Origin of the sequence: Streptomyces sp. NPDC096012, assembly GCF_040426375.1 — a bacterium.
Lineage (GTDB): Bacteria > Actinomycetota > Actinomycetes > Streptomycetales > Streptomycetaceae > Streptomyces.
The window spans coordinates 445,127-458,967 of the sequence record NZ_JBEOTD010000001.1 but is presented as its reverse complement, the minus strand read 5'-3'; the positions used below and the strand labels follow the sequence as shown (position 1 = coordinate 458,967).

Sequence of the window (13,841 nt, the reverse complement as noted above, 5' to 3'; positions counted from 1 at the left end):
AAACGGCACGAGGGCGCGGCAGCCGGCCGCGCCCTCGTGGTCGTTGTCGGTCGTCAGCGGTTGTCGTGGGCCACCTTCGGACGGTCCGAGGACGGCCCGGCTCTGAAAGCGGGCTGATGTGCAGTCCGATCACGTTCGGCTCCTCGTCGGGCGAGAGCATCCGGCCCCCGAGTTCCTCACTCGGTCATGCCGACCCGAGGTTCACCCTCCGCGCCTGTGCGCACCTCATGCCGAGCAGTGAGGGACGCCCCGGGAAGGCGGTGACGAGCTGTATCCGTAGGTGATCCGAGTGGCGGCGGGAGCAGGCCGCCGCCACTGATCACTGGGAGTTGTATGCCTTGACGCTCACGGCCGGACCGCCGGAGTACCTGCCCACGGCAGTGGCGGCGGCACCGGTGACCTTGACGTCCGCGCTGCCGCCAGCCGGGACGTGGACCAGCCCTCCGATGGGAGTGACGGACACCGCCTGCTGCGTCTCGCCCTCCGCCGGCTGGTCGTAGACGAGGTAGGCCACACGTGCCGTCACCGGATAAGGGTCGATGTTCGTCACGCGCACGGTGGTGAAGCGTGTGAACTTGCTCACCGCGCGTCCGGTGCTGTCCAGCTCCTCAACGGTCACCGGGTGCACGTTGGCCCGCCTCTTGGCGGCGACGAGACGCTCGACGGTGACGCGAACGTCGTAGACCTGGTGTTCACCGGCCCCCGAGAAGCGCAGGATGTCGAGAAACGTCCCGTACGGAACGACCAGACGGCCGCTGTCGCTGCCGAAGACGGTTCGGACATGCACCCTTGGCAGGGGGTCGCCGTTCCGGTCGAGCGCGGTGAACGCCAGTACGGGGACGACCGACTCCGTGTTCGCGTTCTTGATGGTCAATGTCTGGCTGATGCGGTTGTCGCCCCCCTCGCGCTGATAGGCGAACGACAGCGCGCTCTTGGCCGGGTCGGACGACCAGTCGGTCACACCCACCAGGATCGCGGCCAGCGACACCGCAACCACCCAGCCCGCGACACGAGTCCGTCTTCGTTCCACGTTCGCCTCTCCCCAGCATGCAACCGAGCCCCCGCCCCTGGAAGCGCCGTCGGATCCTAGCCCGACCAACTGCGCAACGAGCATGCCGATGAGAGGCGCGGTGAACGTGCACCACGTCCACCCGCACGTGCCCCTGGACGCGCCCTCTCACCCGGCCCCCGCCCGTGGTGACGGCCCACATACGGCCCAGAGTGGAGGTCGCGCGCCCAGTCGGCGTGAAGTGCCTGCTCAGGTGCCCCGCCGGCCGCACCGTGCTCACTTCGTCCACTCCTGTGCCCTGCACACCGGCACCGCGTTCACGCATGCGGCTGGACGCCCGGATCCCGTCACGTTTTCGACAACTCCGGTCACACCGGCTCCGCAACCGCTTACAGTGCATCCGGATCTGTCTTTTGAACGCGTTCAGGTAATGGTGGACGCGGCAGGGACGGCAGGCGTGGCACAGGCCGGCGGGGACGGGGAGGAGTGCGGGGGATGCGCAGCGGGGTCAAGGGCGTGGTCATAGGCGGGGTGTGCGCGGCGGTGCTGGGAGGCGCCGGTTACGGCGCCTACAACATCCTGTCCGCGCTGAGCGGCGACGGCGCGACGGGCGGCGGGAGCGCGTCCGTGAAGTCCGGTCCACCCGGCGGGGACGAGGTGAAGGACACGACGGCGAAGTTCTTCGCCGCCTGGGAGAAGGGCGACGCTCACACCGCGGCGTCGTACACGAACTACCCCGTTTCCGCCGAGCAGTTGCTGACGGCCTACGGCGACGACGCGCACATCACCGGGGTGCACATCACCCCCGGCGCGGCCACCGGCACGAGCGTGCCGTTCACGGTCAGGGCGACGGTGTCGTACGGCGGCGCGTCCAAACCGCTCGCCTACGAGAGCAGGCTGACCGTCGTACGCGGCCGGACCACGCACCGCCCGCTGGTCGACTGGAAGCCGTCCGTCCTGCACCCACGGCTGCGCACCGGGGACACGCTCGTCACGGACGCGTCGGCGGCCGCGCCGATCCAGGCGGTGGGCCGTGACGGCACCGTGCTGACGAAGCAGAAGTACCCCTCTCTCGGCCCGGTCCTGGACGAGTTGCGCAAGCGGTACGGCGACAAGGCGGGCGGCCGGGCCGGCGTGGAGCTGGCCGTACGGCACACCGGTCCGGACGGCGCCGGCCCGGCCGACACCCCGCTCCTCACCCTCGTCGCGGGCAGGACCGGCAAGCTCCGTACGACGCTGAGCGCGAGCGCGCAGGCGGCGGCCGAGACGGCGGTGATGAAGTACCCGAACGCCTCCGTCGTGGCCGTCAAGCCGAGCACCGGCGAGATCCTGGCCGTCGCCAACAACCGTACCGACGGCTTCGACGCGGCCCTGCTCGGTGAGCGCCCGCCCGGCTCCACCATGAAGATCATCAGTGCGGCGACCCTCATCGACCACGGCAAGACCACCGCGAACGGACCGGCGCCCTGCCCGTCGTCCGCCGTCTCGCTGAGCCAGACCTTCCACAACCTCCGGGGCCTTCAGCCGGACGAGCACGCCACCCTCTCGGACAGCTTCGCCCGCTCCTGCAACACGGCGTTCGTGAAGTTCGCCGACGAACTGGAGCCGGGCTCCCTCGCCGCGGAGGCGCAGGACCGGTTCGGGCTCGGGCGGAACAACTGGCAGATCGGCGTACCGACCTTCGACGGCCGGGTGCCCGCCGCCGGCGGCCCGGACAAGGCGGCCGGCCTCATCGGCCAGGGCCAGGTCCAGATGAGCCCCCTGAACATGGCCTCGGTGACCGCGACCGCGATGACCGGCGCCTTCCGGCAGCCGGTGCTCGTGCCGCTCTCGCTGGACCACCGCGAACCGGCACACGCGCGTGGGCTGCCGTCGGGCACGGTCGCACAGCTGCGCGCGATGATGAAACGCACCGCGACCAGCGGCACCGCGGCACCGATCATGTCCGGACTGGGCCCGGACTTCGGCGCGAAGACCGGCTCTGCGGAGTCCGACGGGCAGGCGAGGTCTGACAGTTGGTTCACCGGGTACCGCAACGACGTGGCGGCCGCCGCGATGGTCCAGGACGGCGGTCACGGCATCGACGCGGCCGGTCCGATTGTCGCAAGCGTGCTACGGAACGCCGGCTGATATCACCCGCCACGGCGGGGACTTTAAGGTGAAGCACGTCGTTGAGGGGTGTGAGGGCTGCGGGGACCCAGGGGAAGGCGCGGAGGAACTGAGGCTGTGGGCAAGAGAAGGCGCGTCGCCGTGCGACGGAACACCAGACCCGCCGTGCTCGGCGGGATGATCGCCGTGGTCGTCGGCGGCGCCGGGTTCGGCGTCTACGCGCTGTACGGCGGGGGCGCCTCGGCCGACGAGCGGGCGTCCGACGCGGCCCACAAGGCCGTCAGGACCGGGCCGCCGACCGCCGCGGAGGTCCGCGCGGCCTCGACGCGTTTCCTCACCGCCTGGCAGCGGGGCTCGGTCGCCGAGGCGGCCGCCGCCACCGACGACCCGGCCGCCGCCGGAGCGCTCCTCACCGGCTACACCAAGGACGCCCGGCTGACGCACGTGACCCTCACCGCCGGGACGGCGAAGGGCGCCGAGGTGCCCTTCGCCGTCAAGGCGACGGTCGCCTACAAGCAGCTCGGCAGGCCGCTCTCCTACGGCAGTTCGCTCACCGTCGTCCGACGGGCGAGCGACGGCAGGCCGCTGGTCGACTGGCACTCCTCCGTCGTCCACCCGGACCTCAGGGACGGCGACACGCTCGTCACCGGCGAGTCCGGGACCCCGCCCGTCACCGCGCTGGACCGCGACGGCGGCAAGCTGACCGCCGCCCGCTTTCCCTCGCTGGGCACGGTGCTGGACGGCCTGCGGGAGAAGTACGGCAAGACGGCGGGCGGGCGGGCGGGCATCGAACTGCGCGTGGTGCGCGGCAAGGCGTCCAGGACGGCCAAGCTGTCCGACAAGACGCTCGTGGAGCTGAGCAAGGGCACGCCGGGCACGGTGCGGACGACGCTGAGCCCCGCCCTGCAGGCGGCCGCCGAACGGCAGGTCGGCAAGCGGGACGGCGCCTCCGTGGTCGTCGTGCGCCCCTCGACCGGCGAGATCCTCGCCGCCGCCAACAGCGGGCACGGCTTCAACACCGCCTTCCAGGGCTCCCTCGCACCCGGCTCCACGATGAAGGTCATCACCTCGTCGCTGCTGATCGACAAGGGCCTGGCGGAGGCGGACAAGAAGCACCCCTGCCCCAAGACGTTCACCTACGGCGGCTGGAAGTTCCACAACGACGACGACTTCGAGATCAAGGGCGGCACGCTCAAGGCGAGCTTCGCCCGCTCCTGCAACACGGCCTTCATCAGCCAGGCGAAGAAGCTGAAGAACGACGACCTGACCAAGCAGGCGCAGCAGGTCTTCGGCCTGTCCATGAACAACTGGGCGATCGGTGTGCCCAGCTTCGACGGCTCGGTGCCGGTCCAGTCGGCGGCCCAGATGGCGGCCTCGCTGATCGGGCAGGGCGGGGTGCGCATGAACCCGCTGAACATGGCCTCCGTGGCGGCCACGGTGCGGACGGGCACCTTCCACCAGCCGTACCTGGTGTCCCCGTCCGTCGACCACCGCACCCTGGCCACCGCCTCACGCACCATGTCCGCCAAGACGCTGGCCCAGCTGCGCGAGATGATGCAGTACACGGCCGCGTACGGCACCGCCGCCCAGGCGATGTCCGGACTGGGCCCGGACTACGGCGCGAAGACCGGCTCCGCCGAGGTCGACGGGCAGAAGAAGCCCAACGGCTGGTTCACCGCCTACCGGGGCGACCTCGCCGCGGCGGGCGTGGTCCAGGCGGGCGGCCACGGCGGCGACACGGCGGGCCCGATCGTGGCGACGTTGCTGAAGACGGCGAGCTGACCGCTGCCGGAAACGGCGAGCCGACCGCCGCCGAAGACGGCGGGCCGATCGCGGCTGGAGAGGGCGAGCCCACCGCCGCCGGAGGCGGAAAGCCGACCGTCGTCCCTGCCGACGCGGCGGTCGCCGTACCGGCCCGCTCGGTCAGGTCCGTAGCGGCGGCTCGGCGGGCGGCCGTACCGGACCCGCCGCGTCAGGTCCGTACCGGCTCGACGGTGTAGGTCCGGCGCAGGAATCTGACCAGGGTCTTGGACTCGAACTGCACCACGGCAACGCCGCAGTCCGTGTGGAACTCCACGACGGCCTGGACACGTCCGCACGGCCACACCCGCACGTCACCGCTCTCGGCCGGTGCCCGCAGCCCCTTTTCCAGCAGGGCGCGGGAGAAGGTCCACTCGTACGCGCCGGGCAGGCCGACCCGTACCGACCGTGGATCGCTGTCCGGGTCGTACCGCAGCACGACGGGGACGGCCCCCGGGTCCTCTTCGTCCGTGACGATATGGGCGCGCGCGTACTGTTCGACTACAGACATCGGAACGCCCTTTCACGCAGTGTGACCTATGCGAAAGCCGTGCATCCGCTTTCCCTCCAATGTCGCACATTTCGCCGTCCGCGCTCCTCGAGCCGGCAGATCCCGCGGAACCGCCGCCCGTTTCGGCCGGACGACCGACTGGTTCTTGCACATCAGTTGCAAGAAGGTTCTAAAATCGTACGGTGCATGTACCTGACGGATTCATCGACGCCCCCACCTCCGCCGTCACCGGAGTGGTCGCCGCCGGCGCCCTCGCGGTGAGCCTGCGCGGCGCCCGCCGCGAACTCGACGAGCGCACCGCCCCGCTGGCCGGTCTGGTGGCGGCGTTCATCTTCGCCGTACAGATGCTCAACTTCCCCGTCGCGGCCGGAACAAGCGGCCACCTTCTGGGGGGCGCGCTGGCGGCGATCCTCGTCGGCCCCTTCACGGGGGTGCTGTGCGTGTCGGTGGTCCTGCTCATGCAGGGTGTGCTGTTCGCCGACGGCGGGCTGACCGCTCTCGGCGTCAACATCACCGACATGGCGATCGTCACGACGGTCGTGTCCTATGCCGTCTTCCGCGGTCTGCTCGCCGTGCTGCCCCGCAGGCGGCGCTCGGTGACCCTCGCCTCCTTCGTCGCCGCGCTGCTCTCCGTGCCGGCCGCCGCCGTCGCCTTCACCGTGATCTACGCGATCGGCGGCACCACCGACATCTCGCTCGGCAAGGTCGCGACCGCGATGATCGGCGTCCACGTGCTGATCGGCATCGGCGAGGCCGTCATCACCGCGCTCACCGTCGGCGCCGTCGTCGCCGTACGCCCGGACCTCGTGCACGGCGCGCACGGCCTGCGGCAGCGGCTCCAGCTGCGGGTGAACGGCACACTGGTCGACGCCCCCGCGGCCGAGGCGCCCACGGCTCCCGTGGCGGCGCGCACCTCCCGGCGCACACTGTGGGTGACCGGCCTCGTCACCTCCCTCGTCCTGGCCGGCTTCGTCAGCTTCTACGCCTCCGCCAACCCCGACGGCCTGGAGAAGGTCGCGCACGACAAGGGGATCGACAAGAAGGCGGAGGCGCACGCGGCCGCCGACTCCCCGCTCTCCGGCTACGGCGTCAAGGACGTCTCCGACGCCCGTCTGTCCGGCGGCCTCGCGGGCGTGATCGGCGTCGGCGTCACCGTCGTGGCGGGCAGCGCGGTGTTCTGGGCGGTGCGCCGGCGCCGCGGCGCGGACGTGTCCCCCGCCTCCACCGCGGGCCCGGGCGTCTGACATGGGAGCGGGACACGCGCACCGCCTCTACCGGCACGGCCACTCGCCCGTGCACGCCCTGCCGCCGCACACCAAGCTGGCCGCCGTCTTCCTGTTCGTGGTGATCGTGGTGTCGACCCCCCGGGAGGCGATGTGGGCGTTCGCGGTGTACGCCGTCCTGCTCGCGTTCATCGCGCACCACGCGCGCGTGCCCGCCGGCTTCCTGCTCAAGCGGCTGCTGATCGAGGTCCCGTTCGTCGCGTTCGCGGTGCTCATGCCGTTCGTGGCGGAGGGCGAGCGGGTACACGTCCTCGGGCTGTCGCTCAGTGAGAGCGGCCTGTGGGGCGCCTGGAACGTGCTGGCCAAGGGCACCCTCGGCGTCGCCGCCTCCGTGCTGCTCGCCGCCACCACCGAACTGCGCGAGCTGCTGCTCGGGCTCCAGCGGCTGAAGCTGCCGCCGCTGCTCGTGCAGATCGCCTCCTTCATGATCCGCTACGGCGACGTCATCACCGACGAGATGCGCCGGATGCGGATCGCCCGGGAGTCGCGCGGCTTCGAGGCGAAGGGCGTGCGCCACTGGGGTGTGCTCGCCAAGTCCGCCGGCGCGCTGTTCATCCGTTCCTACGAACGCGGGGAGCGCGTGCACCTGGCCATGGTCAGCCGGGGGTACGCCGGCTCGATGCCGGTCATCGACGAGGTGACCGCGTCCCGGGCGCAGTGGTCGTACGCCCTCGCGCTCCCCTGCGCCGCCCTCACCGTCTGTCTGCTGGGATGGGTCCTGTGACTACACCTGCCTCCCTGGAGGTCTCCGGCCTCGCCTTCGCCTACCCGGACGGCCACCAGGCCCTGTTCGGCGTCGACTTCCGCCTCGCCCGCGGTGAGCGGGTCGCGCTGCTCGGACCGAACGGCGCCGGCAAGACGACCCTGGTCCTGCACCTGAACGGCATCCTGGGCGGTGGCACCGGCACGGTGACCGTGGCCGGGCTGCCGGTCGGCCGGACACACATGGCCGCTGTCCGGCAGAAGGTCGGCATCGTCTTCCAGGACCCCGACGACCAGTTGTTCATGCCGACCGTGCGCGAGGACGTGGCGTTCGGCCCGGCCGCCGCCGGGCTGCGCGGCGCCGCGCTGGAGGAACGGGTGCGGCACGCCCTGGAACGGGTCGGCATGCGGGACTTCGCCGACCGTCCGCCGCATCACCTCTCCTTCGGCCAGCGCCGGCGCGTCGCCGTGGCCACCGTGCTCGCCATGGAGCCGGAGATCCTCGTCCTGGACGAGCCCTCCTCCAACCTCGACCCGGCCTCCCGCCGCGAACTCGCCGACATCCTGCGCTCGCTGGACGTGACCGTCCTCATGGTCACCCACGATCTGCCGTACGCCCTGGAGCTGTGCCCACGCGCCATGATCCTCAGCGACGGCGTGATCGCGGCGGACGGCCCGACCGGCGAACTGCTCTCCGACGACGGGCTGATGCGCGCGCACCGCCTGGAGCTGCCCTTCGGCTTCGATCCGCGCACGGTGGCCCCCGCACCGGGCCGCGCGTGACACAGCGCCCCGCACTCACCGGGGCACCGCCGGGCGGCGCTGAGAGACACCTCACGTCCGGCCGCCGTCCGGCGAGGAATCGCAGGCGCGGGGCCGCTGTTGCACGCACTGTCGCAGGTGATCGGAAGGGACGGCGGGCGTGGACGTGAACGGCACTGTGGCCGAGGGCTTCGAGCCGGTCAGGGAGGCGTTCGCGGCGAACTTCGCCCTGCTCGGCGAACGCGGTGCGGCCGTCGCCGCGTACCGCGACGGACACCGGGTCGTGAACCTGTGGGCGGGCACCAGGGACGTGGACGGCGACGCCCCCTGGGAGCCCGGCACCGCGCAGATCGTGCGCTCCGCGACCAAGGGCGTCGCGGCCGCCGCGCTGCTGCTCCTGCACCAGCGCGGCGAACTGGACCTGGACGCCCCGGTCGGCACGTACTGGCCGGAGTACAAGGCGGCCGGCAAGGAGCACACGCGCGTACGGCATCTGCTCGCGCACCGCGCCGGCGTGCCGGTGCTCGACCGCCCGCTGACCCCGCGGGAGGCCGCCGACCCCGACCTCGGTGCGGCGGCCGTGGCCCGGCAGGCGCCGGCCTGGGAGCCGGGCACCGACCACGGCTACCACGCCCAGACCTTCAGCTGGCTCACCGGCGAACTGGTCCGGCGCGTCACCGGCCGCCCGGTGGGCGAGTGGATCGCTGAGGAGATCGCCGGGCCCGTCGGCGCCGACCTGTGGCTGGGTCTGCCCGCGTCGCACACCGCGCGCGTGGGACGCGTCGGCCCCGTCGAGGCGCCCGAGGCCGCGGGCGGCCTGCGGACCCGCCCCAAGCGGGCCGTCGCCGAGGCCTACGCCGACCCGGACTCCCTGACGCGCCGCGCGTTCGCCGCGATCACACCGCTGCCGGACGAGAACGACCCCGCCTACCGCGCCGCCGCCCTGCCCGCCTCCAACGGCATCGCCACCGCCGACGGCCTGGCCCGCTTCTACGCCTCGCTGATCGGCGAGGTGGACGGCGGAACGCGCCTGTTCGCCCCGGCGACGACGGAGCTGGCCCGCACCGAGCAGTCCGCCGGGGCCGACCGGGTCCTCGTGGTCGGCACCCGCTTCGGCCTCGGTCACATGCTGCACGGCAGCGCCTCCCCGCTGCTCTCCCCCACCTCCTTCGGCCACCCCGGCCGCGGCGGCGCGCTCGCCTTCGCCGACCCGGAGACGGGCGTCTCCTTCGGCTACGTCACCAACGGCTTCCGCAAGGGCGTGACGGCGGACCCGAGGGCCCAGGCACTGGTACGAGCGCTGCGCACGGCACTCGCCTAGGAACGGGCGCGGTCCCGCCTGGGCGCGGTCAAGCGCGGCGCGGTTAGGCACGGCGCGGTCGAGCGCGGCCCGGTTAGACACGGGGCGCGGTCAAGCGCGGGCGCGGTCCCGCCTGGCCGCGGTCCCGCCTGGGCGCGGGCGCGGTCGAGCGCGGCCCGGTTGGGCACGGGCGCGGTCAAGCGCGGGCACGGTCCCGCCTGGGCGCGGGCACGGTCAAGCGCGGGCACGGGCACGGTCCCGCCTGGGCGCGGGCACGGTCAAGCGCGGGCACGGGCGCGGTCGAGCGCGTGGGCGGTGTGGCCGCGCCGTTCGCGGGGCGCGCCGTCCCGGAGGCCGGCGCGGCCCCGCCTCTCGCGTCACGCGTGGATGGGGTGCGAGGTCCGGCCGGAATCCGCGTCGATCTCCTCGTGCGCCTTGGTCAGCAGTTGCATGGCCAGTTCGTTGAGCGCGCGGGCGCCGGCGATCTCCTCGCCGACCCGGGGCTGGTTGGAGTCGACGCGGTGCCGGCTGGCGCGGCCGTGCGCCCGTACCTCGGAGCCGTCGGGCAGACGGACCATCGCCACCGCGCGCGTGTGCTGATCGTCGTCCTCCGTGAACTCCAGCTCGACGTGCCATCCCACAACGGTGTGCATCATGTCGACCACCTCCGGAAAACCACTGCTTCCAGGGTGCGCCGGTCGGCCCCGCCCGTCATGTCGGTGCCCGGAACCTGCGTGCCGGTACCCGGGCAACCGCCGCGTGAGGTGAGCGGCCGGTCCTCACCCGACGCCCGAGGTGGCGGCCCGTCCGCACCCGACGCCCGAGGTGAACGGCCCCACCCCAACCGCCGCGAGAGGCGGGCGGCCCGCTCCTCAGCCGTCGAAGCTGGCGAAGTACGCCGCGGCCATGTCCTCGTCCGCGTGGCCCTGGGCGGCGGCACGGGCGAGCCGCTCGGCGGTCGCCCTGGCGACGTCCAGCCGTAGGCCCTGCCGTTCGCCGGCCTGGACGATGAGCTGGGCGTCCTTCTCCGCGGTGGCCACCGCGAACGACGCCGGGGAGAACTTGTTCTCCAGGATCACCGCGGCCTTGGCACGCAGGTAGCCCATGTCGAGCGGGCCGCCTTCGATCAGGTCGAAGAACTGCTGCGGGTCGACGTCCAGGCCCTTCGCCAGGGCCAGTACCTCACCGGTCGCGGCGGTGACCGCCAGGACCCAGCTGTTGGCGACCAGCTTGAGCCGGCTGGCACTGCCCGCGCCCCCGTCGTCCCCGGTCCACACGGTCTTGGCCCCGATCGCGTCGAAGACGGGTTCGACGGTGGCCCGGCCCTCCTGCGGCCCTGCGGCCAGCACGGTCAGCCGGCCGGCCTCGGCGGGCTCGCGCGTGCCGAGGACGGGGGCGTCGTAGAAGACGAGCCCGTGCTCGCGGGCGAACGCGGCCAGCTCCGTGATCAGGTCCACCCCGACGGTGGTGCACTGCGTCCAGGCCGCGCCGGAACGCAGGCCCGGGGCCGCCTCGCGCATGACGTCCAGGACGGTGTTGCCGTCGTACAGCATGGTCAGGACCACGTCGGAGCCCTCGACGGCCTCGGCGGGCGTGTCGGTGATCCGGGCTCCTTCGGCGGCCAGCGGCTCGGCCTTCTCGCGGGTGCGGTTCCAGGCGCGGACGTCGAGCCCGGCGCGGCAGAGGTTGCGGGCCATCGCGGCCCCCATGATGCCCGTGCCCAGGACGCTGACGGTCGGCTTCTCGGTCATTGACGGCTCCCTGTCGTGCGGTTCCTGCCTCGTGCCCCGAGGTCATCTTCGTACGGATGCGCCCGGGGAACGGCTTCACCGCGCTCCTTTCCGCCGCCCGCGCGCACAATCCGCCGAGCCGGGCCCTGGACGGGGCACCCGCCGAGCCGGAACCGGGACACGTCGCTCCGCCGACCCGGAACCGGGACGCCGCCCCGCCCCGCTTCCCGCGGCACCCGGCGCGGCCCCCACGTCCCAGGGCGGCCACCGATAAGCGGCGGCGGGAACGGCCCCGCACGCAGATCACCGGGGTGTGGCCGCGGTGGGACCAGGTGCGGGTGGTCGGCGGCGTCATCGAGAATCCGGCCTCGTCGTCGAAGACGAGCGGATCGTGTCCATCAGGCGAGGCGCGGCCAGACCAGAACCCCCGCTCGATCCCGATGATCGACAGTTCGGGGCCCCGCCACCGCCAGGCAGCAGGGCCCCGGACCCATGCGTGGGAGTCACGCGGTCAGGCCGAATTCAAACCGGCTCCGGGCGTCTCCTCTTGTGCCGCTGGGCCCCGACCGATGGTCATCGACCAACGCACGACTGACGGTGCCTCGACGGATACGACCCCGCTGCGTTCCACTCCCGTCACTGCCACCTGGTTGTACGTGGTATTCACCTCGTTGGCGACGCACTCCAACGGGAAGGAGACATGGACGGACTGCACCGCAACCTTGATCTTCCCCGTGCCCTGACAACGCACCGCGACGATGAGCGCGTCGCTCTTCTTGCCCTTGCTGAACGCGATATGGGCATTCCCGTTGGTCACATTCTGGCGGCCGGCGAGCGTTTCGCCGTCATCCAGCTCCGGCAGTTTCTTCACGGGGGGCTGCGTGGCGCTGGGGGTAGCGGGGATCGTCGCCGAGCCCGACGCGGAGGAGCGCGCGGACTGCGTAGGCTGCTTGGCGTAGGAGTGATCCGACGAGCAGGCAGAGACCGGAAGGAGCACAGCGACGCACGCGATGCTCAGCCCTGCAAGGGTTCGGCGAGACATGTCATGACTCCCAGATGGCCCAGCCGACGCGATGCGGCGTGTAGATCGTCACGTTCTTCTTGCCGCCCTTGCCGCAGTTCACGTACGTGTACTGGCTGTACCCGTAGCTCTTCAACCGGTAGACACCGTAGCTGGCGTACGTGGTCTTGTGCGGTGGAGTGTCCGCGCTGATGGAGTTGCCGTCGTGGCGCAGAGCGGCCAATGATTGGTCCGCAACTGACGAGATCATGTCAGCGCGTTCGGGCGGACTCCCAGCTTCCGGCACGTTTCCTGAGCAAGAACTGAGGTAGGCGACGTGGACGACGGCCGAGGTCAGCAGGTGCGGCCACGCGGGCCCGGCCGGGAACGCCGTGAACGGCAGCGCCGCGAGCCCGATGAGCACCCCGCCGCCGGAGATCAGCGTGAAGCCGGTCAGCTTGGCGGTGATCCGGTGGGCGATGGCGTTCCAGCCGGCGTGGGTGACGGCGGCCGGCAGGACCGCCGAGGCGACGAGCGGGGTCACGCGGTCCGCTCGCGCACGTCCACCAGTGCGGCGCCCGCGTGGGCGACGAGTTCGCGCGGCGCGATCGGGAAGACGGTGTACGGCGTGCCGGCCGCCGCCCACACCACGTCGTGCGCGAGCAGCGAGCGGTCGGCGAGGTCGACGGGCGCTCACCCGTCGACCGCGGCGAACAGGGCCTGAAACGCTCCGGTATGACGGATGGTTACGGGATCCCGCCCCGCCCGAACCGCCGCTCATGAGCGCGCACCTGTCTGCGCAGCTCCTTGCGCTGCCGCCAAGCACGCTTCGGCCCGAGGAGGACCGCCGCTCTGGGAATGCGTTTTTCGGGGTGGGCGAGTCAGTGCCGTCTCCCGGGATCTCAGCGCCGCTCACCAGGGCACGGGCGTTCCGTCCCAGGAGAAGAAGCCACCGGTGGGGCCGTCGTCCGGCAGCAGGGCCAGGCGGGCGGCTCCCCGGGCGGCCTCGGCCGGGTCGTCGCCGGCAGCGGCGGCCAGGGGGTTGAGGTCGGTGGCCCGCAGGCCGGGGGCGAGCGCGTTGACCTTGAATCCGTCCTCGGCCAGCGTCTGGGCGTAAAGGACGGTGAGGGCGTTGAGGGCGGCCTTGGACGACCGGTAGGCGGCGGCGCCACCGCTTCCCGGGGTGAACTGGGGGTTGGGGTTCGTGCTCCAGGTCAGCGATGCGGTGCCGCTGGAGATGTTGACGATGCGCGGATGCGGGGACCGGCGCAGGGCGGGCAGGAAGGCATTGGTCACCGCCACCACCCCGAAGACGTTGGTCTCGTATGTGCGCCGGAACTCCTCGACGCTCGTGTCGGCCGGCGGGGCGAGTGACGGTGAGATCCCGGCGTTGTTGACCAGCACGTCCAGACGGTCCACCTGGGTCGCGGCCCGTGCGATGCCGTCAAGATCCGTCACGTCGAGGACCAGCGGACGGGCGCCTGCGCCGATCTCCTCGACGGCTCGCTGTCCGAGCCCGCGGTCGCGAGAGCCCACGTACACGGTGAGGCCCTCGGCGGCGAGGAGCCGGGCGATGTGCTTGCCGATGCCCTTGTTGGCACCGGTGACAAGAGCTGTGCGATCGTTCATGGCAGC

At 72.1% G+C, this 13,841-nt stretch carries 12 protein-coding genes and 3 pseudogenes; 7 read left to right on the top strand and 8 right to left on the bottom strand.

Annotation, left to right across the window (positions count from 1 at the left end):
• Positions 1–319: 319 nt before the first annotated feature.
• The gene (locus ABVB68_RS02190) at positions 320–1,030 is read right to left on the bottom strand and encodes a hypothetical protein (protein ID WP_353599089.1); all 711 of its coding nucleotides are present in this window, start codon (positions 1,028–1,030) and stop codon (positions 320–322) included.
• Positions 1,031–1,504: 474 nt separating this feature from the next.
• Between ABVB68_RS02190 and ABVB68_RS02185 the strand changes: the two genes are divergently transcribed.
• Together ABVB68_RS02185 and ABVB68_RS02180 are read left to right on the top strand one after the other, a co-directional pair.
• Positions 1,505–3,139, top strand: coding sequence for a penicillin-binding transpeptidase domain-containing protein (locus tag ABVB68_RS02185; protein WP_353599088.1), 1,635 nt, complete (start codon positions 1,505–1,507; stop codon positions 3,137–3,139).
• Between the two features lie 96 nt (positions 3,140–3,235).
• Positions 3,236–4,900, top strand: a complete 1,665-nt coding sequence (locus tag ABVB68_RS02180) for a penicillin-binding transpeptidase domain-containing protein (RefSeq protein ID WP_353599087.1) — start codon at positions 3,236–3,238, stop codon at positions 4,898–4,900.
• A gap of 190 nt (positions 4,901–5,090) precedes the next feature.
• On the opposite strand, the gene ABVB68_RS02175 is transcribed toward ABVB68_RS02180, so the two are convergent.
• On the bottom strand, positions 5,091–5,429 hold the full coding sequence (locus tag ABVB68_RS02175) for an SsgA family sporulation/cell division regulator (RefSeq protein ID WP_353599086.1): 339 nt from the start codon (positions 5,427–5,429) through the stop codon (positions 5,091–5,093).
• Positions 5,430–5,611: 182 nt separating this feature from the next.
• Between ABVB68_RS02175 and ABVB68_RS02170 the strand changes: the two genes are divergently transcribed.
• The 4 genes from ABVB68_RS02170 to ABVB68_RS02155 all read left to right on the top strand — a co-directional run bounded on the left by ABVB68_RS02170 (position 5,612) and on the right by ABVB68_RS02155 (position 9,497).
• Complete coding sequence (locus tag ABVB68_RS02170) at positions 5,612–6,673, top strand: energy-coupling factor ABC transporter permease (RefSeq protein WP_353599085.1); 1,062 nt, start codon at positions 5,612–5,614, stop codon at positions 6,671–6,673.
• 1 nt (position 6,674) lies between these two features.
• Positions 6,675–7,436, top strand: a complete 762-nt coding sequence (gene cbiQ, locus ABVB68_RS02165; protein WP_353599084.1) for a cobalt ECF transporter T component CbiQ — start codon at positions 6,675–6,677, stop codon at positions 7,434–7,436.
• A complete protein-coding gene (locus ABVB68_RS02160) occupies positions 7,424–8,197 on the top strand; it encodes an energy-coupling factor ABC transporter ATP-binding protein (RefSeq protein WP_353599083.1) in 774 nt (257 codons plus the stop codon). The genes cbiQ and ABVB68_RS02160 overlap by 13 nt, the downstream gene beginning before the upstream one ends.
• Before the next feature lie 139 nt (positions 8,198–8,336).
• Positions 8,337–9,497 (top strand): serine hydrolase domain-containing protein, encoded by a 1,161-nt coding sequence (locus ABVB68_RS02155; RefSeq protein ID WP_353599082.1) that lies wholly within the window; start codon positions 8,337–8,339, stop codon positions 9,495–9,497.
• 356 nt (positions 9,498–9,853) lie between these two features.
• Here the strand turns inward: ABVB68_RS02155 and ABVB68_RS02150 are convergent, their stop codons facing one another.
• The 5 genes and pseudogenes from ABVB68_RS02150 to ABVB68_RS02125 all read right to left on the bottom strand — a co-directional run.
• The gene (locus ABVB68_RS02150; RefSeq protein WP_353599081.1) at positions 9,854–10,132 is read right to left on the bottom strand and encodes a DUF1876 domain-containing protein; all 279 of its coding nucleotides are present in this window, start codon (positions 10,130–10,132) and stop codon (positions 9,854–9,856) included.
• 216 nt (positions 10,133–10,348) lie between these two features.
• The gene (locus ABVB68_RS02145; protein WP_353599080.1) at positions 10,349–11,227 is read right to left on the bottom strand and encodes an NAD(P)-dependent oxidoreductase; all 879 of its coding nucleotides are present in this window, start codon (positions 11,225–11,227) and stop codon (positions 10,349–10,351) included.
• A 490-nt stretch (positions 11,228–11,717) separates the two neighbouring features.
• On the bottom strand, positions 11,718–12,077 hold the full coding sequence (locus ABVB68_RS02135; RefSeq protein WP_353599079.1) for a hypothetical protein: 360 nt from the start codon (positions 12,075–12,077) through the stop codon (positions 11,718–11,720).
• 457 nt (positions 12,078–12,534) lie between these two features.
• Positions 12,535–12,750 (bottom strand): annotated as a pseudogene (locus ABVB68_RS02130) (EamA family transporter); the annotation flags it as partial.
• Positions 12,747–12,887: pseudogene (locus tag ABVB68_RS02125) on the bottom strand (YbaK/EbsC family protein); the annotation flags it as partial. The pseudogenes ABVB68_RS02125 and ABVB68_RS02130, both read right to left, overlap by 4 nt.
• On the opposite strand from ABVB68_RS02125, the pseudogene ABVB68_RS02120 reads away from it, so the two are divergent.
• Positions 12,882–12,965, top strand: a pseudogene (locus ABVB68_RS02120) (IS5/IS1182 family transposase); the annotation flags it as partial. The pseudogenes ABVB68_RS02125 and ABVB68_RS02120 overlap by 6 nt on opposite strands.
• A gap of 153 nt (positions 12,966–13,118) precedes the next feature.
• Here the strand turns inward: ABVB68_RS02120 and ABVB68_RS02115 are convergent.
• Positions 13,119–13,835, bottom strand: a complete 717-nt coding sequence (locus ABVB68_RS02115; protein WP_353599078.1) for an SDR family oxidoreductase — start codon at positions 13,833–13,835, stop codon at positions 13,119–13,121.
• Between the last annotated feature and the right edge of the window lie 6 nt (positions 13,836–13,841).